Source organism: Alkalihalobacillus alcalophilus ATCC 27647 = CGMCC 1.3604, assembly GCF_000292245.2.
Classification (GTDB): domain Bacteria; phylum Bacillota; class Bacilli; order Bacillales; family Bacillaceae_D; genus Alkalihalobacillus; species Alkalihalobacillus alcalophilus.
In genome coordinates this window covers 16,158-35,883 of sequence record NZ_ALPT02000001.1, presented here as the reverse complement: position 1 = coordinate 35,883, position 19,726 = coordinate 16,158, and the positions used below count along the sequence as shown (strand labels likewise).

Below are 19,726 nucleotides of genomic sequence, written 5' to 3'. Positions count from 1 at the left end.
TCCAAACATAACCAAAATTCCAAGAAGATATTTATGGGAAAAGTCTTTTTACGAAGCCTTTTCCACTGACATCATGTTATAATGTCGGATAGAGGTGTTTACGGATGGAACATAATATTTTAGTAAAATGGATGAAGCTTGGTTCGATTTCCGTTCCAAAGATGTTAATGGAGCATTACACGAAAATTGGTCTAACAGAAACGGAATTAGTCGCTTTATTACATGTGCAAGCCTTTATAGAACAAGGCGATCATTTTCCTACACCAGAACTATTAAGTGTAAGAATGACTAAAAATCCAGATGACTGTGCAAAAATGCTAGGCTCCTTATGCAAACGAGGTTATTTGTCTTTAGAGAAAGATTGGGATGAACAAGGAATCATGTATGAGGACTATTCTCTAGAGCCGCTTTGGATAAAATTATTTCAAATCATAAAAAAACAAGAGATGGAAAAAGAAGTAGAAATAGAGGCAGAAGAGGAAGGAAAACTGTATCAAAAGTTTGAACAGGAATTTTCAAGACCGCTATCACCAATTGAAGCAGAGACTTTGTCGATGTGGCTTGACCAGGATCAACATAAGCCAGAATTGATTATAGCAGCCCTACGAGAGGCGGTCGTCTCTGGAAAGCTAAATTTCCGTTATATTGACCGAATTTTATTCGAATGGAAACGAAATGGTGTGCAAACATTACAGCAAGCAAAAGTATATGGAGAGAAATTTAGAAAATACCAACAACAGCCAAAAGCAAAAGAGCAGGAACGTGTTCGTTCAGATGCTTATCCAAGTTTTAATTGGCTTGAAAGTTAGTTGAGAGAGAAAGGGTTAATGAATCGTGTTAACGAAGAAACAAACGTTAGAAGCTATAGATGAAATGGCCTATTTATTTCCTGATGCAGAGTGTGAGCTCGTGCATTCGAACCCATTTGAACTATTAATTGCGGTTGTCTTATCGGCCCAATGTACAGATGCATTAGTAAATAAGGTAACACCTGGATTATTTGCTAAATATAAAAGCCCGACAGATTACCTGATGGTTCCACAAGAAGAGTTAGAGCAAGATATCCGGAGAATTGGTTTATTCCGCAGTAAAGCGAAAAATATCCAAAAGCTCTGTCGTTCCTTAATTGATGATTTCCAAGGAGAAGTACCTAAAGAACGGGATGAGCTTGTGAAGTTGGCAGGAGTTGGTCGGAAAACAGCTAATGTCGTCACTTCTGTTGCATTTGGTGTTCCAGCTATTGCGGTCGATACACATGTTGAACGCGTCAGTAAAAGATTAGGAATTTGTCGTTGGAAGGATAATGTTCGGGAAGTAGAAGAAACCTTAATGAAAAAAATACCTGAAGAGCGTTGGTCTGATACCCATCACCAATTAATCTTTTTCGGAAGATATCATTGTAAGGCTCAATCGCCACAGTGTCCAGAATGTCCTTTATTATCTATGTGTCGGGAAGGAAAAAAACGGATGAAGGGGAAGCTTTAATTATGAAGCTTCCATCTTCTTTTCAAATCGCCCCTTTTTATGAAAATCAAACCGTAATCGACGAAAAGAAACTCAGGTCAGACGAAGATAAGTGGCTTTCTGTTTATTTTTATTTTGATTTAACAGAAGTGGCAAAACCTTGGCTTGAACATGAACGATTTTTACCGCTAATTTTTCATTATTGGGATAAAAAAAAGAACCAAATAAAAGAGGATTTTCGAAACAGAGAGGCTAAAAAAGCGAAGCCGCTTATGATGGCGATGTCTGCTTTGTTAATTGATGCTTTGTTTTGGTTAAACAAAGAAAAAGTTCGAAATTTAACAAGTTTACGAACCGATATAGAGGAACTTTTCTATAAGCCGGTTAATGCGAGCGAAAGAATTCATTTTATTTTGACACATGTCGGCCATTACCAAGGATTTGTACAGTTAGAAATGCTTTTTGAGGAATTAAGAAAACTGTATACAAGAGTAAAAATGATCGAACGAAAATGAGTATAGCATATTGGAGCATGTGAACGAGGGGTGGAGAGAAATGTCAAGCAACGAGGGAAACACAACATTATTGGAAACGAAATCATTATTAAATGAGCAAGAATTAAAGCGATTTCAAATCATTGAACAAAAAAAAGAGCAATCATTTTTTGAAATCGCTTTTTGTGGCCATTTTTCAGCCGGAAAATCAACAATTATGAATACACTATTAGGGGCAGAAGTATTGCCAACAAGCCCGATTCCAACGAGTGCTAACATCGTTTCCATTCAGCAAGGGGAGCTAGGTGTATCTGTTACAAGCTCGGATCAAAAAATTAAAAAATGGACAGGGGATATTCCGTGGGAACAAATTCGCAAATGGGGAATGGACGGCCACAATATTACCGATATGCGAATTTATGCCCCGCTCCCGTTTTTAAGTAATAGTGTGGTATATGATACTCCAGGTATTGATTCGACTGATCCAACCCATCAAAAAATGACGGTTGAAGCCCTCTATACGACTGATTTAATCGTCTATGTCATGGAATATAATCATGTTCAATCAGAAACCAATTTATATTTTCTTAAACAATTATCAGAAGAACATAAACCGTTGATGTTAGTTATTAATCAAGTTGATAAGCATAATGATCAGGAACTTTCCTTTGCCCAATTTGATTCTTCTGTCCGTGAAACGTTTAAAAATTGGAAAATTGAGTTTCTTGATTTGTATTATACAAGCATGAAAGTAAAAAATGATCCAAATAATCAATTTTTTGAATTTGAACAGGCCATGAAAGCGATTTTGTTTCACGGGGATTCTTTAGCGAAAATTTCTAATGATCGCATGGTTCAAAGTTTGTTATTGAATGCAAAATCGAGAATAGAACAAGATTTAGAGGAAGAAATAACTGAAAAAGGGGAAGAGTTTGAGCGCTTAGGGTTTCCTAAAGATGCCTTTGAACGAAAAGCCCAACTTCTTCAACAGTTAGAAGCATTACAATTGGAATCGACCGAATTACAAAGTATGTTAGAAGCAGAGTGGAAAAAGCTTTTTCAACAAGTAACCGTTTTTCCTTATTCGACAACGGACCTAGCCCGCCAATGGTTGGAAAGTAAAGACCAATCTTTTAAAGTGGGACTCCTGTTTGCGAAAAAGAAGACAGAAGAAGAACAAGAAAGACGACTTCAAGCTTTATTAGATGAGTTAAAAGATAAAGTAAAAAGTATGCTCATCTTTCATTTAAAAAGGTCATTTGAGCGAGTAGAAAAAAGTGATTTAACGAATCGACAGGAAGTGGAAGCTGCGATTGAGAAGATTGATGTCGAAATCGATCGTACCTTGTTTGAGTCTGTTGCGATTCCCAAACATATTAACCGCGATTATGTATTTACGTTTACAAAAGAGCGGGAAGCGGACATCAAAAAGAGATTACAACAAAAAGCCCAATCGGCCCTTCTTTTACTAATAGAAGGCCTACAAAACAGCTGGTCCTTAAAAAAGGAACAAATCGAAGAAGAACTAAACTCCTTTGCTCAAATTCAGGCAGAATTAAAGAGCATGGAACAATTAAAGCATGAGTTCGCAAGCAAAGCCCAAATATTAGTGGACGAGTCGAAACGTTATCATCAAACTCATTTTGAAAAAGATTTAAAGGCCGCCTCGAATAAACCATTTCCAGAAACATTGGATGCTTCTCCATTTATTGAATTAGCATTGCCAGAGGAAAGTGTGATTGATACGAGTTGGGAATGGCAGACAGAGAAAATGCAAGAACGAGAGAAAGAAAAACTTAGTGAAACATTGCTTGCAGAGGTGGAAGATTGGCTCTTAACAGGAGAGCATTCCTATTCTTTAAAAAATGAGAGAGAGAGCCTATTAAGTCGTATTAAAAGACATAAGAATGAAACGTTCCGAATATCGCTATTTGGAGCTTTTAGTGCCGGGAAATCAAGCTTTGCTAATGCTCTATTAGGTGATTACGTTTTACCAGTGTCACCACATCCAACGACAGCCACGATTAATACGATTAAACGTTCCAATGTAGAGCATGGTCATAACACAGCTGTTTTACATTTTAAGTCACGAGAAAGCGTAGAGGCCGAGATTCAATATGTGAGTAAGCAGTTGGGTGAAGAAATTTTATCTTTGCCAGAGTTAAGTAAGTGGCGAGCAAATGTAGCTCAATATACAAGGAGCTCTCAAAAAACGTTTGTGGAATATTTGTTAACGTTAAAAAACAGTTTAAAACAATATGAAGCTGTCCTCGATACGAGTACGAGTGTTGTGAAAGAGGAAGCAGCTGCCTATATTGCCGATGAATCAAAGGCCTGTCTTGTGCATGCCGTTGATATTTACTACGATTGTCCACTAACGGAAAAGGGGATTGAGCTCATTGATACGCCAGGAGTAAATTCAATCCATGGACGGCATACAAATGTTGCTTTTACACAATTAAAAAACTCTGATGCGGTTTTTTATTTAACGTATTATAATCATGCTTTTTCTAAAGCAGATCAATGGTTTTTACAACAGGTAGCGAAAGTGAATGAAGGCTTTAGTGAAGATAAGATTTATTTTGTCTTAAATGCAGCTGACCTCGCGAGTAGTGAACGTGAATTAAATGGCGTTAAAAAACATGTTTACGATGAGTTAAAACGTAATGGGATGATGGAACCTAGGCTTTACCACTTATCAAGCAAACGAGGGTTATCAGATAAACGAGGAGAGAGTGAAACAAGCGAGGGACAGTCCTTTGCCCAATTTGAACAACAATTTTATCAAGAAACGATTGAAGAATTAAAGGCTCTTAATAATCGGCATTTATATGAAGAATTAGTGAAGTATCAACAAAAGGTTACGGAAAGTATCGCTTTTATGAACAGTGAAATCGATATACGACAGCAAAAACTAGCTCAATTAAAAACGGATACAAAACAGCTCGTTTCATTTATTGAAGCACAATCAATGGATTCACTACAAACGGAAGTGACCCAAGAACTACAAGAATTGATGGTTTATTTACGTGAAAGAATGACATTTATTCTCTCAGATGGGTATACAGAATCGATTAATATTACTTCAGTGAATGGAAAAACGAAAAAAGAACAACAGACGAAATTAGTCGAAAGTATCCGTGAGTGGAAAAGTGAAGCGGAATGGTTTTTGCAAAAAGAGCTTGAAGCAACGATTGTTCGTTTAGAATTGGCTGTTTCTAGAAGTTATCTACGTTGGCAAAAGGAAATGGAAAAAGAGATTCAAAAGAGGGTGCAATATTTTAACTTGCCGACAGACAAAAGAGAATTCCATTTTGAGCCAATTTCATTAGATTCTTTAATTGAGGTTGATCCAAATGAATATAAACAAGAATTTAAATCATTAAAGCATTTTTTTGAAGAAGGTGGCACAAGGCAGTTAAAAGAAGTTTTAGTTGATACGGGAGCCCAAAAAGCACGTGAAACGATTCGAAATATTGAAGGGCAAGTAATAGAAAATATGGCTTTATTAATCAACACCCTCCATGAGCAAGGGATTCAACATATTAGTCAAACGATGCAACAAGAAGTGGAGCGTTTTGAATCATTGTTTTCAAAAGAGGAACAAGTAAGATTAGAAAAAGAAATGTCTAGATTATTGGAATTAAATTTTGTTTAAGGATAGAAAATAGAAAGTCGTTTCAAAAGGGAGTTTTTGTCCCGTTTGAGACGGCTATTTCGTGGGTCAGGCAAACTCTTGTTCATCTAAACAGTAGGCTGATTGATTATTGATGCTCCTTTCTTAACAAAACACCTAAATGATTCTCTGTGCATATACTGTATCATTACTACAGGATTATGATTAAATACAACTCAATCCATACATAAAATAATCAAGGAGAGGTTAATTTTGAAAATTCCAAAGACAACCAAAGTTAGTATCCCCTTTCCATCCGTATGGGGGATTGATGCTTCTATTGCGGGTAGATCCATTATTAGAGGTATACTTACCATTGATTCCATTGTAGACAACAAAGTAGTAGGTACAGTTAATTTTCGTGGTATACCTATTCCGATTAATGGGTATTGGGACGAAAGCGCTAAACAAATAAGTTTCGATTCACCATATGCCTCCTTTGTTGGCAACTTGAGAATATTTGATGAGACCGCTATAAGCATTCGGCATTTCATTTTAAGTGGACGGTTTATAATGAAACCTCCCTCTTTGCTGGCTGGTGAATACGGAAATTGGATTGCTACAACCTTTACAACCCGTTTGGGACCTCCCATATATACTAATGTTTTACCACCTGCTGGTGCCTTTTCAGTCTCAAGTATGCTCTTGGGACAGCAATTGTTTTAATTAGACCATGACTTTATAAAAACAACCTTGTTTGTGATTGACTAAGGTTGTTTTTTATCAGATTCAAAATTATTTACAATAGATAAAGTAAGCGAATCTCCAAAAAATGAAGTCGGAAGCAGTTGAATGAGAGGAGGGAAGGGAATCAAAGCGGGTGAATAAAAGCCGCAAAGGGAATCAAAGGCCAGCAATGATGCCAAAAGCCAACAAAAAAAGCAGATGAGAAAATGATCTCATCTGCTTTTACTTATTAAAATTGTCTATTCTTCTTCTGTTTCAATATCTTCTTCTTGTTCTTCGTCTTCAGGGCGAGTTCCTTCGTTGTTATTTTCTTCTTCGCCGCCATTATCGTCTTCATTTTCGTCAGAACCTGTATCTTCGCCAGAGTCGTCTCCGTTTCCGTCCTCTGTTTGGTCTTCATCATTATTGTCTTCAGTGTCTTCTTCAACATTTTCTTCTTCAGGTTCTGGCTCTTCTTCTTCAATAGCGTCCGGAATCTCAACAGAAGCTCTTGCTGGGTCACTCGTTTCTCCTTCATATTCAGCTGTGATTGAGAATTCGTAAGTAGAGCCTGGTTCTGGATTAGAATAAATATATTGCATATCATTCGATTGTTGAACCGTTTCATTGCTACCACCGTTTATTGAAAGCCTTACTTCAAAATTGACGTCATCAAGCAAGTCTTGTGGATAATTCCAAGTGACGATAATTTGATCTTGATCTTCTTGATAGACAGCACGTACCCCAGAAGGAGCTTCAATATCAACAAATTTTTCGGAGACTTGTGTTTGCTCGGTCCCTCTGACAAACAGTTCTTGAATAATCTCACTAGAAGGAGTGAAAGGACTTGGCAATAACCCAGTCGATCTCTCTACACCAACTCGGACGACAGAGTCAGGCATTTGGAAATCAGGTGTATCAATATCAGCTGACAAGTAGCTCATCATTTCTCTAAAAATATGTTGAGGAACTCGTCTTTCATCTGCATTGGCAAGGTAAGTTGTGTCATCTCGCTTTTCAAAACCTGTCCACACGGCTATCGAGTAACGGCTTGAATAACCAGCAAACCAAGAATCAGGTACAGCTCCATCAGGGTATCGATGTTCTTCTATCTGTTCCGGAGTAAAGTTTGTTGTACCCGTTTTACCAGCTAATGGTACACCACTTACATTGGCGGACCCTCCTGTTCCATAACTAGCCGTAACAACAGATTTTAACATATCGGTAATCATATAAGCAGTATAATCTTCCATCGCTTTATGCGTTTCTGGTTCTAAATTAAGTTCGCGTCCGTCTGGGAAAACAACTTTACGTATAGCATAAGGTTTTGTGTACGTTCCACCATTTCCAAAAGCTGCATAAGCTGCTGCTAAATCTAGTGAAGAAATTCCATTTGTAAAACCACCAAGTCCATAGGATTCATGCATTGGTTCGTCTTCATTGCCTGTATCAATGCCTAAACCTCGTGCAAACTCGGCCGCTTTATCAACACCAACTTCTTGTAAAGCTTGAATCGCTGTCGTATTCCGGGAGCGGCCAAGGGCTTCACGCATCGTCATATTGCCAAGATGCCTTCTGTCAAAGTTGTTCACAGGTGTCTGGTCGCGATCATTATAAGTAGTCGGCTTATCATTTAAAATTTTACCTGTTGACCATTGCAGATGTTCAATCGCTGGGCCGTAATCTAAAATCGGTTTTATTGTAGAACCTGGTTGCCTCTTAATATCGGTTGCATAGTTTAAACCTAATTGATAACCAGTATCCTCACGCCCACTTCCTAAGGCTTTAATCGCACCTGTTTGTGTGTCAAGTACTGATACACCAGCTTGGAACAATTCATTATCAGGAAAATGTGCAATGTAATCATCTGAAGCTAAAACTTCTTCTAGATGTTCCTGGGCACCGACATCTAATGTTGTATATACTTTTAAACCAGAATTATAAACATCCGTTAAAGTTATGCCATCAATGTTCTCAAGTTCAGACATAATAAAGTTGTAATACGCTTCATATGGGTACGACTCAAATTCTGTTGGATTCATTTGATCGGCAATCGGTACTTCTTTAGCTGCCGTTGCCTCTTCACTTGAGATTTTGCCGTGCTGTTCCATTAAAGATAAAACAACATTACGACGACTTTCCGCATTTTCAGGGTTTTGAATCGGATCATAAAAGCTTGGACGACGTGGGATGGCCGCAAGCAAAGCAGCATCTTCTAGATTCAAGTCAGCAATTGATTTGCCAAAATATCTTTGTGAAGCAAGTTCGACACCGTAAACCCCACCACCTAAATAAATTTGGTTTAAGTACATCGTTAAAATTTGATCTTTCGAATATTTTTGTTCCAATTGAATCGCTAAATAGGCTTCTTGAATTTTCCGAGAAAGTCTCTTTTCATCGGTTAAAAATAGGTTTTTGACGAGCTGTTGGGTAATCGTACTGGCACCCTCTGCACCAAAACCGTCGGTAATATTCGCTAAAACGGCACCGAAGAAACGGCGCATGTCCATTCCAAAATGCTCTCTAAAGCGAACATCCTCAACCGATAAAAAAGCATCCTCTAAAACATCAGGGATATCGGCATAATCAATATTAATTCGGTTTTCTGATGAATTTAACATTGACACGGATTGGTCATTTTGATCAAAAATTTCACTACCTTGGGTTAAAATAAGTTTATCTGAGTCAAGCTCCGGTGAGCTTTGGACGATGGCAAAGACGGTAATCCCACCAGCGACTACTGCTAACATAAAGAGGGCAACGAGTGTAATAAATATTTTTTTCCAAATGCCCTTCTTTTTTGGTTTTGTCTGATTTTTTTGGGCTTGCTTTCTTTTTTCCACACGCGACTTAGCAGAAGGTGGGTTTGATTTATTATGATCTGACATATGTTTTTCTCCCTTTCAAATAAAAATCAAGCTTTATCTTTTTTCTATTTAACAGAAAAAAGATCGAGTCTATTACGAAAAATATAATTGCTCTACAATCGTTAAATAATCAATCCGTGGCTGATATCCTATTTTAACCAAATGGCCGCATTTTTCAATCTCTTTTTTTGGAATCGATTTCCGACCATTCTTTTGAGCTAAGTAACATGTAATTAAATAGCTTGCATCTAGCAAAAAAACTTGGTCCGTTATAGAGAAACGGATCAGGATAAAGGCAATTCCTTCTTGATCCAATACAGCTTGCATATGCTGAATTTGGTGTTCGTGGAAGTTTTGCAAAGGGAAGGATGTTTTATTTTTCGTTTCCTTTGCTTCAAAGTCTATGTAACGACCTTTGTATACACCGTTATAATCGGTTGTTGATGCCTGTTTAAAATAAGCCTCCTTAATTACGGCAGCACTTCGCTTTGGATAATCGACCTGAACGATTTGAACAGGTGTTGGCTTTTTATGGATGACGGCTTTTTTTACTTGTAAATAATATTCATTTGTTTCGTTAATATCATCTTCTAACGACATGCCCCGATTGCTGTAAGTGATCTCACTTGTTTTGCGCTGATTTTTAACGGTAGTCTCTCGTTTAAACACCTTTCCGTTTGGGTAGCGAATCGTCATCTAATCACAACCCTTTCTAAAATGAAATATTCTAAGCGTGAGAATATGTACATAATAATACAGATCCCATCAAACTATATTACCATAAATGAGCAATTAATTAACGGAAGAAAAGTGATAAGATTATAAAGTTTTGTGAAAGATGGTGAAATTAATGGTACACCTATCACATGTACAAAAAGAGGCTTTACTGTCTTGGATAAGGACGGAAACGAAAAGACATAATCGTGATAACTTGTCTAGGACTTCAGCTTATTTAAAGTTTTATCGCAAAAATCCAGAAATAAAATGGAGCTTACTTGCCTCTGCTGTATCTAGAAATGCTGGTTATAATATGACGAGTTTACAAAGCAAAAGGTTTCAATCTTTGATGTCTATGAAGGTACGAGCTCATTTATTTACTTTTTTTGAGCGAGCAAATTGGCTGATATTTGCAGACGCGTACCCACAACTATTGTTATACCAATTATCCAAAAAAATGGAGTCCCCTTTATTTTCATTATTGACAGATTTAAATATTTCAAGCTTTAGTGAGCATGAATGGCAGCTTTTTTGGTTTAAAAAAGATGAAGAGCGCTTAATGACTTCACTCATTATTAATGAACAGTATCATTTACAACATACGTTAATCGAAACACTGTTCGCAAAAGAGAAAATTTTGTCACAGCTACCTTTTCTTTTGGAAGACCATGCTCATCTAAGTTATGTGTTATTTCCTACTTTAGAAGAGAAAATGTATGGGGTATCGGTGACGAACTTTAAAAAGGTGGAAGCGAGAATCGAACTCGGAAAAAAACTGGCACAAATCCTTTACCATCCGGATTGTCATGAGGTCATTAAGCTCTTTTTATTAGGAACAGAACATACGGGTTCGCGGCGTGATTATGAACGATTAAGCAAAAAATGGACAACTACTAACCAAACCCCGATTCTCCGTTTAGCCTACCAAGAATTTAAACATCAACGTCCAAAGATTACGAGCTGGTGCTTAACCCCAAAGCAAATCGGCAAATTCTATCAACCAGTTAAAGAAAAAAAGCCAAAAGAACGAACAAATTGGTTGAAGTGGAAAGAGAGCGAATTAGCTTTTATTTATTTTTGTCAGTTTCCGAAAAAGATCTTCTGACATAAATCAAAGTCAATTTTACAAAAAGCGAAATGAAAGTACAGAATTAGGAAGAATTTAGCGGCTTTTTTCGTCCTTAAGAGGAATTGTGTTAGTTTTGGACTTTCTTTGGCGAAAGCCTTCTAGTTTTGTCAGCCGTGAAGGGAAGTGCTCTCCTAAAGTTGAATTGGGAAGGACAAAGTTATAAACGGAGGGATAAATGATGAGTAAATTATTTAAAACGAAGGAAGTTTCTGAAGAGCTTTCAGTCAATCCTACGACCGTCCAACGCTGGGTAAAATACTTTGCCTTACCATGTGAAACAAATGAGCACGGTCATTATTTCTTTACGGCCGAACAAGTTGAATTATTACAGTCGATTAAAAGTCAATTAAACAATGGAAAAAAATTACGTGATGTTGAAATTCAAATAGAAGGTGCTATGATTGCAACAAAGACAGATAAACCTCGGATTGCTACGGATGAATATGAACAAAAATTAGAACAAGTTCTTGAGCGAGTGATGGACTTAGAACAACGTCTTTCACAAAAAGCTGACGAGGTTGTCAGTTACCAGTTATTAAAACATCGTGCTGAGATTGAGGATATGGTCAAAATGCTCAACCGCTTGGAAACTAGACTAGAAAGTATGGAATCAAAGGTAGCTAAAGAATTTGAGGAAGCCGAATTGCCATTAGCAGCAGGTGGGGAACCGAAAAAAAGGTGGCGGACCTTTGTGCAAATGTTCATTCCAAGTTAAAAAGGTCTGGTAATGAATTGTTTCAGTCTCTTTACTTGTTCTTTTATTAGAGGGGTGCTTAGTAGAGCGTTCTTTCCTTTTCACAATGTTTTATTTTTGATAAGCTCATTGTGGAGGTGTAAAATGACGGAGGAACAACTACAGCAACTACGCGATGTTAATAAGGCGTTAAGAGATAAAAATGAGTTTGCTCATGATTTTTTTGTTCATAAAGCGAGACAGGAAGGTTATGAACCTGATTTTTTTGGGAAGGTTAAACCTTTTACAGATGAAGTGACTGAATTAACAGCATTATGGGAGAGATTGGTTGAGTCATTTGTAAGGGAATATAAACCGAATCAGCTTTATGCGAACCAAATTACGCAAACTGTCGATAATTTTGAAACGGTTGCGATTAAATCCTTTTATGGGAACACGAGTTTAAAGCGACAGTTAGAAACCTTTAAATCGATTAAATATGTACTCTCTCAAGTGGATGAGGCATTGAATAACTTAACGAATTAAAAAAACGTGTAGTTCCTCTTATAGGAATCTACACGTTTTTATTTTTGTTAACCATTATCACGAATAAGTAAATAAGCCATTGTAACAAGTGTTGCTACTGATAAGACCAGTAAAAGAATAGTCGTCATGCCCATACCACCTGATGCGGCTTCAGTAGTACTGCTATCGGCTCCTGCAGCTAAAACTGTATGTAATGGTAGCAGTAACATGGCAAGGAAAGCTGTTACGGCTGCAATTGTTTTCTTTATCATTATCAACCCTCCTTCATTAAGACACCGTCAAGTATCGATTCTATTATAGTGTTGCAAGCGTAAATAATCAACAGATAATCGCTTACAATCAATAAAATAAACGCCATCATGAACCATTTAAAAAGCGATTAATCTGTCAAAGCAAAGAATTTTCTGCAGGGATGATGACTTTTCCTTTTCCATGATGTAAGAACTTCCTTTAGTTTTATACTCCACTTTCGCATCGAGAAAATCCGTTCAACTAGTTGGCAGAGCGAAAGGGAAGCTCTTAAACAAATGCCCTTGACACGTTTGGAAAGAAAGAACGCATTATCACACAAAACGGATAAACTGTGCATTAAGAAAAAATAGACAATGTACAATGCGCTTCGGCTGTCGCTCCCAAAACCATACTCCGCGTCCTGTGGGAACCTGGCGAGCCTCCTCGGCAAGCCTTGCGGGGTCTCGCTCCACGGTTTATTCCCACGGGAGTCTCCGTATGGTTTTGTCCGCTAAGTGTCGTGGAGATGCTTGATGATATCGCCATGCCCAAATCAGCTATTTCTAACGCATAAGGACCTTCTTCTTTACTTTGTTAGTTATGAAAAGACATGATTCCAATCGAAATAAGCTCGCTAGTCTAGCTAACGTACAGAGTATCAACACGGATTTGTTTACAACTGTAACGGACTGAGTCATTGAAGAAAAATCATTCTCAAGCTCTTGTACGTTGAAGTAATGACTATTTTTTATTCCATGAGGAGAACCGAACCTAGATTCGATTCTATTATCAAGCGGACAAACAGACACGGAGACTCCCGCAGGAATAAACCGAGGCTGCTGAAAAAGTCCCCCATAAATATGGAAATTTTGTTTTTAGGTCGTTGAATTTCTTGTATAATAAAAGAAACAAAGCAGAATGGGTGGTAAACATGATCGAACAACAATCTTCCTTGATTCTTAGTCCTTATATTGATTTATACGAAAAGCTGATCGACCCTGATCATCCATTAAGAAGAATCAAGGAGTTAGTGGATTTTTCTTTTATAGATGAGCTTTTTAAGGGAGCTTATTGTTTAGATAATGGAAGAAATGGTGTTCCTCCCATTCGAATGTTTAAATATTTGCTTCTAAAGGAATTTTATAGTTTAGCCGATCGAGATCTGGTCGCTCGTTCTAAAACGGATTTAGCGATTAAGTTCTTTTTAGATCTAGCCCCTGAAGATGATGTCATTGATCCGAGCCTCTTATCAAAATTTAGAAAACAACGAATCAAACCGATTGAAGAAGAGATGAACGAAGGAAAAGAGGAAAAGGAAAAAGGAAACTTACTGACCATTCTTATCGCCAAAACAGTGGAGATCGCTGAACAGCATCAGATTCGTATGAGTAGCACCGTTATCGTGGATTCAACGCACAGTTCCTCGCGGTATCATTCGATGACCGCTGGAAGATTTATAAAAGAAAAAGCCAAACTTGTGAGGAAAAGCGTTTATCAATTTGATGAATCGATGAAAGAAAAATTCCCACAAAAGCCTAAAAGTGATGACGGAAAAGAATGGTGTGCCTATAGTAAAACATTAATTGAAACGATCGAGCAAGAAGCGAAATTAGAACCGATTCCAGCTATTCAAGAGAAAGTGAACTATTTAAAGGAAATCGTAGAAGATTATCAAGAAGGCACTGTTCCATCCAATGATCCAGATGCGCGTGTTGGGTACAAATCACAAGACCAATCGTTTTTCGGTTACAAAACGCATACGGCTATGACCACAGACCGTTTGATAACCGCAGCGATTGTCACAACGGGGGAAAAAGCGGATGGTCGCTATTTACAAGATTTAGTGAATCAGACAAGAGCCGCAGGAGTAGAAATAGATACCGTAATTGGAGACACCGCTTATTCAGGGAAAGACAATTTACAATTCGCCAAAGAAGAAGGAAAGATTGACCTTGTTTCTAAGCTTCACCCCATTATCACTCAACACCCTAACGCTCAAAAAGGATTTGTTTTTAATAAAGATGCGGACATGTTCGCTTGCCCAGCTGGTCATTTAGCTTTTAAGAAGAAGATAGATAACCGAGGACAAAAAGAAAACAAGAACCCTCAAATGAAATACTTTTTTGATGTGGAGATCTGCCAGTCCTGTCCCATGCAAGAAGGTTGTTATAAAGGAACCAAAACGAAAACCTATTCGGTGACCATCAAATCACCTGAACATAGGGAACAAGAACACTTTCAGAACTCTGAAGTCTTTCAAGCATTGGCACGAGATCGCTATATGATTGAAGCTAAATTTGGAGAAATGAAGAATCGGCACGGGTTTAAAAAAGCGAAAAACTCGGGTCTGTTTGGCATGAGCCTTCAGACGGCTATGACCATATTCGTTGTCAATCTGAAACGAATCATGAAACTAATCGATGAAAAAGAGCAAAATTAAGGGAAATTAGACCGAATAAAAGGAGAAAAAAGGGAAAGGAATAACCAATTAATGGTTATTCCTTTCCCTTTTTTAGTTCGCTCCTTTCCATCCCAAAAAATAAGCGAGGTTTTTCAGCAGCCTCGAATAAACCGTCCAATGAGACCCCGCAAGCGTGCTGAGGAGGCTCATGAGGTTCCTGCAGGACGCGGAGTGTCTGTTTGGGAGCGATAGCCGAAGGGCATGAAACAAGTAGAACATAAATCACTCCCATGTCTGGTTTCTGTTTGGTAGCGACCACCCAAGCTCTTCATTTTAGTGCACAGTTTCCTTCAACAGCCTACTAAGAGGTATGTTCAGACTGTCAATGATTGAACCGTTCCTGTAAAGTCAATTTGAGTATGGTATCGCCCTAAAGTCAATCTCTATCAACGGTTAAGGGTCAATCATACGCTGCGAAAGTTGAGTTATATATATCGCACTTTATCAAATTTTCTTGATGGCAAGTGTTAAAACTTTAAAGCGATTAAGATATTTGTGAACAAAGTCTTATCAAAAGGGTAACCATATGATAAGATTGTTTTATTCGTAAATTCAGAAAATACTTATAAATGATAATTCGAAAGGAAATTTAGCATGGAATTAGTACAATTAGAAGACATCATCATTGCGAATCAACGTTTAAAAGATATTGTAACCCATACACCTTTACAATATGATCAAGTCTTGTCAGAAAGATATCAATGCCGAGTTTATTTAAAAAGAGAGGATTTGCAAGTCGTCCGCTCCTTTAAACTGAGAGGTGCCTTTTATCAAATTTCATGTTTGACAGATGAGGAAAGAGCAAATGGCATTATTTGTGCAAGTGCAGGAAACCACGCTCAAGGTGTTGCTTATTCCTGTTATAAGTTAAAAATTCACGGGAAGATTTTTATGCCCTCAACAACTCCGCGTCAAAAAGTGGACCAAGTGAAATTTTTCGGAAAAGAATTTGTCGAGGTGATTTTAACTGGCGATACTTTTGATGATTCATTTAATGAGGCGATGAAAGTAAGAGAAGCGGAAAACCTGAGCTTTATTCATCCATTTGATCAAGAAAACATTATTGCCGGTCAAGGAACAGTTGGTTTGGAAATCATGAATGATATTGATGAAAATATCGATTATGTTTTTGCGTCTATTGGAGGTGGAGGTCTCATAAGCGGGCTTGCCACTTATATTAAAAGCATAAGTCCTTTAACACAAATCATTGGATGTGAGCCTGTGGGAGCACCTTCAATGAAGGAATCACTGAAACAAGGAAAGGTAATTGAACTAGAAACGATTGATAAATTTGTCGATGGTGCCGCTGTTAAGCGAGTCGGAGATTTATCTTTTCGAATTTGCCAGCAATTATTAGACGATATTACCCTTGTGCCTGAAGGAAAGATTTCAACAACTATTTTGGAACTTTATAATAAAAACGCGATTGTTGCTGAACCAGCGGGAGCGATGCCGATTGCCGCTTTAGATTTTTATCAAGAAGAAATTAAAGGCAAAACCGTCGTTTGTGTCGTAAGTGGAGGAAACAATGACATTGGCCGAATGCAGGAAATGTCTGAGCGTTCTTTAATTTATGAAGGGTTGCAGCATTATTTTATTATTCAATTCCCTCAACGTGCGGGTGCTTTAAGAGAATTTATTCAAGAAGTGTTAGGGCCAAATGATGATATCACAAGATTTGAATATACAAAGAAAAATAACAAATCCAATGGACCGGTGTTAATTGGAATTGAACTCAAATGTAATCAAGATTATGAACAGTTTATCCATCGTTTAGAAAAGAAAGGTTTCGGATTTCACGAGATCAATAAAAATGAGAGTTTGTTTAATCTTCTCATTTGAATAGGAGTAGAGAGCGTACAATTGTAGTACGTTCTTTTTGTATGGCGAGATTCTTTGATGTTTGTCCTTTTTGTGGCATGGTATACTAGTTAATATGATTAGCTAGGAAAAGAGGAATAAGTTTGGAATTTTATTTTTTAGGTACAGGGGCCGGAATCCCGTCGACGGAACGAAATGTTAGTGCCCTTGCGTTACGTTTTTTAAAAAGAAGAAGCATTCAATGGTTATTTGATTGTGGGGAGGCGACACAGCAGCAAATTTTAAAAACGCCTATTTCTTTATCAAAAATAGAGAAGATCTTTATTAGCCATCTTCATGGCGATCATATTTTTGGCTTACCAGGAATTATCGGGTCACGTTCTTTTCAAGGAGCGACATCTGAATTAGTTATTTATGGGCCCCCTGGCCTAGAAGACTTTGTGACACAAGCCTTAAAAGTATCACATACGTATTTAAAATATCCGATTCGGTTTGTTGAAGTGACTAAAAGTGGACCGCTGTTTGATGAAGATGGTGTAAAAGTAGAAGTTCTTGAACTTGATCATGTGATGCCGAGCTTTGCTTATAAATTAGTGGAAGCGGAAAAGCCAGGGGAGCTTCTAATCGATAAATTAAAACCATTTGCAGTTCCACCAGGTCCGATTTATCAGCAAATTAAAAAGGGAGAACAAATTCGGTTAGAAGATGGAACAATTCTAAATGGAAAAGATTTTGTTGGTGAACCAAAACGAGGACGTAAAGTTGTCATTGCCGGAGACACAAGACCTTCCGAAAAATTAGTAGAATTTGCCGCCGGAGCCGATTTACTTATTCATGAAGCTACTTTTAGAAGTGACTTACGTGAACATGCGCTACAATTTGGTCATTCAACGATTGAAGCTACTGCTTTATTAGCGAAAAAAGCAGATGTAAAACAACTGATTATGACTCATATTAGCTCTCGTTATGCAGGCGCGGAAGAGTCGCTTTTAAACGAGGCGAACCAGTTTTTTACACCGACACTTATTGCGTTTGATCAAATGATTTATAAACTAACGTAAATGATTATGTCGAAGCAAGCTATGACCAAAATGTAATCATCCGTTATTATAGAACGGAAATGAAATTTGTCTGCTATAAGGTGACTTTAAGAATAATGCTCTCAAGAAAGTCACCCGTGCGAGATGAGTGATAATCTGTTAAAATAGATAAGAATCTAGAGAGTGTTTAAATGAGGGAACAAAATGAAGGAAATATCGATTGAACGTTTTGAGCATAAGTTAAATCAAAGAGACTCTGTTGAGTTTTTATATGTTTACACACCCTTATGTGGTACGTGTAAATTGGCCTCTAAAATGATTGAAATTGTGGAAGCAACCAATGAGCAGATAACAATTAATCAATTGAATATCAATCATGCCGCTCATTTTGCTCAAAAGTGGAAGATTGAAAGTGTTCCATGTTTACTCGTGTTTCAAAATGGCTTAGGAGTAGAAAGATTGTACGCGTTTCAATCGGTTGCTTATTTATTTGATACATTAAAGCCATACTTTGTAAAAAAACAATTAGAATTAAATTTAAAGGAACGTTAAAGGAGTCGATACGATGTCAACGGCATATGAAGAGTATATGAAACAAGTGGTCTTACCGATGAGAAAAGAATTAACAGATTCAGGATTTAAAGAGTTAATAACAGAAGAGGCCGTTCAAGAGTATATGGAAAATGCAGCGGGCACAACACTTGTTGTTGTAAATTCTGTTTGTGGCTGTGCCGCTGGGTTAGCAAGGCCAGCAGCGATTACGTCATTACAACATGATAAAACGCCAAATCATCTTGTTACTGTTTTTGCTGGTCAAGATAAAGAAGCGACTGCAACAATGAGAAGCTATTTTGGTGATATTCCACCATCTTCACCGTCAATGGCTTTATTAAAAGGAAAAGAAGTCGTACACTTTATCCCAAGAGAGCATATTGAAGGGGAAGCTCCCGAAAATATTATCCGCAACCTTGCTCAAGCATATAACGATCATTGTTAAGCGATGTATGATAATGATGTAATCAAAAAAACACTGGGATTCCAGTGTTTTTTTGATCATAATATTACGGTTTTACCGCGTAAAAGATAACTCGTCCCATTGTTTCGATATTAGGGTAGCTACCTTGCTTGTATAATTCAACAACATGTTCACGATTATATGGTACTCGGTTTAAGTGAAGACGGTGTCGACCATCCTCAATCTCAACAATTAAGTAGGAAGCGAGTGGATGTCCATCAAATGGCATTCCTACACTACCTGTGTTTGCGACATTTTTACCGAGTAATGAACGAACAAATGGCAAATGAGTATGCCCATATACGAATAAATCGGCTTCATCACGTTGCATAATTTCATTTTCAATTTTTTCTGTTTCGTCAGGCAAGACGACACCTAGTAAATCATTTGGTGTGGCATGAAAGGCATGAATAATAATGTCTAAACCATCTTCAATGACTAATTCTGTCGGAAGATTTGCTAGATATTCTAAATCTTCGTCTTCAAGTCTTTGTAGTGTCCATTCACGTTCTTCATTCATAATGGCAAGTGCTTCTTCTGGAACTTCGTCTTTAGAAATACCTTTTACAAGCCACTCATCTGCGTTTCCTTTGATAACAGTTGCATCAAGGGAACGAACTAGATCAAGTGAACGTTTTGGCTCAGGACCACGGAAACAAATATCTCCTAGAATAAAAATTTGATCAACTTCTTGTTGGCGAATATCATGAATGACTGCTTCTAGTGCAGTGGCGTTGCCATGAATATCTGATAAAAACGCAAAACGCATGTCTTATAACCTCCCTTTTCTATAGTATAACAGACAAACACTCAATTTTCTGAATTAATTTTGTGAAATAATATAGAATTTGAAAGGAGTCAATGACTAAAATACGGTAATAGCTGTCGGTTGTTAAATTGGCAGCATCCTGCTGAATATGGTAAGA

17 protein-coding genes are annotated in these 19,726 nt (G+C 37.5%); 13 read left to right on the top strand and 4 right to left on the bottom strand.

Annotation, left to right across the window (positions count from 1 at the left end):
- The first annotated feature begins 104 nt into the window (after positions 1-104).
- The 5 genes from BALCAV_RS00155 to BALCAV_RS00135 all read left to right on the top strand — a co-directional run bounded on the left by BALCAV_RS00155 (position 105) and on the right by BALCAV_RS00135 (position 6,300).
- Positions 105-809: a DnaD domain-containing protein gene (locus BALCAV_RS00155; protein ID WP_003323530.1), complete on the top strand. Its 705-nt coding sequence runs from the start codon at positions 105-107 to the stop codon at positions 807-809.
- A gap of 25 nt (positions 810-834) precedes the next feature.
- On the top strand, positions 835-1,485 hold the full coding sequence (nth, locus tag BALCAV_RS00150; RefSeq protein WP_003323528.1) for an endonuclease III: 651 nt from the start codon (positions 835-837) through the stop codon (positions 1,483-1,485).
- 2 nt (positions 1,486-1,487) lie between these two features.
- Positions 1,488-1,979: a YpoC family protein gene (locus tag BALCAV_RS00145; RefSeq protein ID WP_003323527.1), complete on the top strand. Its 492-nt coding sequence runs from the start codon at positions 1,488-1,490 to the stop codon at positions 1,977-1,979.
- A gap of 40 nt (positions 1,980-2,019) precedes the next feature.
- Entirely contained in the window at positions 2,020-5,616 is a 3,597-nt protein-coding gene (locus BALCAV_RS00140; protein WP_003323526.1) for a dynamin family protein, read from the top strand.
- Positions 5,617-5,847: 231 nt separating this feature from the next.
- A complete protein-coding gene (locus tag BALCAV_RS00135) occupies positions 5,848-6,300 on the top strand; it encodes a hypothetical protein (RefSeq protein ID WP_040323182.1) in 453 nt (150 codons plus the stop codon).
- A gap of 260 nt (positions 6,301-6,560) precedes the next feature.
- Here BALCAV_RS00135 and BALCAV_RS00130 read toward each other — a convergent pair whose 3' ends face one another.
- Positions 6,561-9,188, bottom strand: coding sequence for a penicillin-binding protein 1A (locus tag BALCAV_RS00130; RefSeq protein ID WP_003324468.1), 2,628 nt, complete (start codon positions 9,186-9,188; stop codon positions 6,561-6,563).
- 72 nt (positions 9,189-9,260) lie between these two features.
- Positions 9,261-9,863, bottom strand: coding sequence for a Holliday junction resolvase RecU (gene recU, locus BALCAV_RS00125; protein ID WP_003324467.1), 603 nt, complete (start codon positions 9,861-9,863; stop codon positions 9,261-9,263).
- A 154-nt stretch (positions 9,864-10,017) separates the two neighbouring features.
- Here recU and BALCAV_RS00120 point away from each other — a divergent pair, with 154 nt between their 5' ends.
- The 3 genes from BALCAV_RS00120 to BALCAV_RS00110 all read left to right on the top strand — a co-directional run bounded on the left by BALCAV_RS00120 (position 10,018) and on the right by BALCAV_RS00110 (position 12,232).
- A complete protein-coding gene (locus BALCAV_RS00120; protein ID WP_003324466.1) occupies positions 10,018-10,989 on the top strand; it encodes a DUF2515 family protein in 972 nt (323 codons plus the stop codon).
- A gap of 202 nt (positions 10,990-11,191) precedes the next feature.
- Entirely contained in the window at positions 11,192-11,728 is a 537-nt protein-coding gene (racA, locus tag BALCAV_RS00115; RefSeq protein ID WP_003324465.1) for a chromosome-anchoring protein RacA, read from the top strand.
- A 123-nt stretch (positions 11,729-11,851) separates the two neighbouring features.
- Positions 11,852-12,232, top strand: coding sequence for a YppE family protein (locus BALCAV_RS00110; RefSeq protein ID WP_003324464.1), 381 nt, complete (start codon positions 11,852-11,854; stop codon positions 12,230-12,232).
- A gap of 47 nt (positions 12,233-12,279) precedes the next feature.
- Here the strand turns inward: BALCAV_RS00110 and BALCAV_RS00105 are convergent, their stop codons facing one another.
- Positions 12,280-12,489, bottom strand: coding sequence for a hypothetical protein (locus BALCAV_RS00105; protein ID WP_136446025.1), 210 nt, complete (start codon positions 12,487-12,489; stop codon positions 12,280-12,282).
- Between the two features lie 905 nt (positions 12,490-13,394).
- Here BALCAV_RS00105 and BALCAV_RS00100 point away from each other — a divergent pair.
- The 5 genes from BALCAV_RS00100 to BALCAV_RS00075 all read left to right on the top strand — a co-directional run bounded on the left by BALCAV_RS00100 (position 13,395) and on the right by BALCAV_RS00075 (position 18,782).
- Entirely contained in the window at positions 13,395-14,903 is a 1,509-nt protein-coding gene (locus tag BALCAV_RS00100) for an IS1182 family transposase (RefSeq protein ID WP_040323172.1), read from the top strand.
- Between the two features lie 615 nt (positions 14,904-15,518).
- On the top strand, positions 15,519-16,766 hold the full coding sequence (ilvA, locus tag BALCAV_RS00090) for a threonine ammonia-lyase IlvA (protein ID WP_003323249.1): 1,248 nt from the start codon (positions 15,519-15,521) through the stop codon (positions 16,764-16,766).
- A 122-nt stretch (positions 16,767-16,888) separates the two neighbouring features.
- Positions 16,889-17,806, top strand: a complete 918-nt coding sequence (gene rnz / locus BALCAV_RS00085; protein WP_003323250.1) for a ribonuclease Z — start codon at positions 16,889-16,891, stop codon at positions 17,804-17,806.
- A gap of 183 nt (positions 17,807-17,989) precedes the next feature.
- Entirely contained in the window at positions 17,990-18,337 is a 348-nt protein-coding gene (locus BALCAV_RS00080; protein ID WP_003323251.1) for a thioredoxin family protein, read from the top strand.
- 13 nt (positions 18,338-18,350) lie between these two features.
- On the top strand, positions 18,351-18,782 hold the full coding sequence (locus BALCAV_RS00075; RefSeq protein WP_003323253.1) for a BrxA/BrxB family bacilliredoxin: 432 nt from the start codon (positions 18,351-18,353) through the stop codon (positions 18,780-18,782).
- Between the two features lie 64 nt (positions 18,783-18,846).
- Here the strand turns inward: BALCAV_RS00075 and BALCAV_RS00070 are convergent, their stop codons facing one another.
- On the bottom strand, positions 18,847-19,569 hold the full coding sequence (locus tag BALCAV_RS00070) for a metallophosphoesterase family protein (RefSeq protein ID WP_003323254.1): 723 nt from the start codon (positions 19,567-19,569) through the stop codon (positions 18,847-18,849).
- Positions 19,570-19,726: the final 157 nt, after the last annotated feature.

What these genes read in the sequence shown, in the direction of transcription:
- BALCAV_RS00155 (WP_003323530.1), top strand. Translation starts at nt 105, where the DNA reads ATGGAACATAATATTTTAGTAAAATGGATGAAGCTTGGTTCGATTTCC.
- BALCAV_RS00145 (WP_003323527.1), top strand. Translation starts at nt 1,488, where the DNA reads ATGAAGCTTCCATCTTCTTTTCAAATCGCCCCTTTTTATGAAAATCAA.
- BALCAV_RS00140 (WP_003323526.1), top strand. Translation starts at nt 2,020, where the DNA reads ATGTCAAGCAACGAGGGAAACACAACATTATTGGAAACGAAATCATTA.
- BALCAV_RS00130 (WP_003324468.1), bottom strand. Translation starts at nt 9,188, where the DNA reads ATGTCAGATCATAATAAATCAAACCCACCTTCTGCTAAGTCGCGTGTG.
- recU (WP_003324467.1), bottom strand. Translation starts at nt 9,863, where the DNA reads ATGACGATTCGCTACCCAAACGGAAAGGTGTTTAAACGAGAGACTACC.
- BALCAV_RS00120 (WP_003324466.1), top strand. Translation starts at nt 10,018, where the DNA reads ATGGTACACCTATCACATGTACAAAAAGAGGCTTTACTGTCTTGGATA.
- racA (WP_003324465.1), top strand. Translation starts at nt 11,192, where the DNA reads ATGAGTAAATTATTTAAAACGAAGGAAGTTTCTGAAGAGCTTTCAGTC.
- BALCAV_RS00110 (WP_003324464.1), top strand. Translation starts at nt 11,852, where the DNA reads ATGACGGAGGAACAACTACAGCAACTACGCGATGTTAATAAGGCGTTA.
- BALCAV_RS00100 (WP_040323172.1), top strand. Translation starts at nt 13,395, where the DNA reads ATGATCGAACAACAATCTTCCTTGATTCTTAGTCCTTATATTGATTTA.
- ilvA (WP_003323249.1), top strand. Translation starts at nt 15,519, where the DNA reads ATGGAATTAGTACAATTAGAAGACATCATCATTGCGAATCAACGTTTA.
- BALCAV_RS00080 (WP_003323251.1), top strand. Translation starts at nt 17,990, where the DNA reads ATGAAGGAAATATCGATTGAACGTTTTGAGCATAAGTTAAATCAAAGA.
- BALCAV_RS00075 (WP_003323253.1), top strand. Translation starts at nt 18,351, where the DNA reads ATGTCAACGGCATATGAAGAGTATATGAAACAAGTGGTCTTACCGATG.
- BALCAV_RS00070 (WP_003323254.1), bottom strand. Translation starts at nt 19,569, where the DNA reads ATGCGTTTTGCGTTTTTATCAGATATTCATGGCAACGCCACTGCACTA.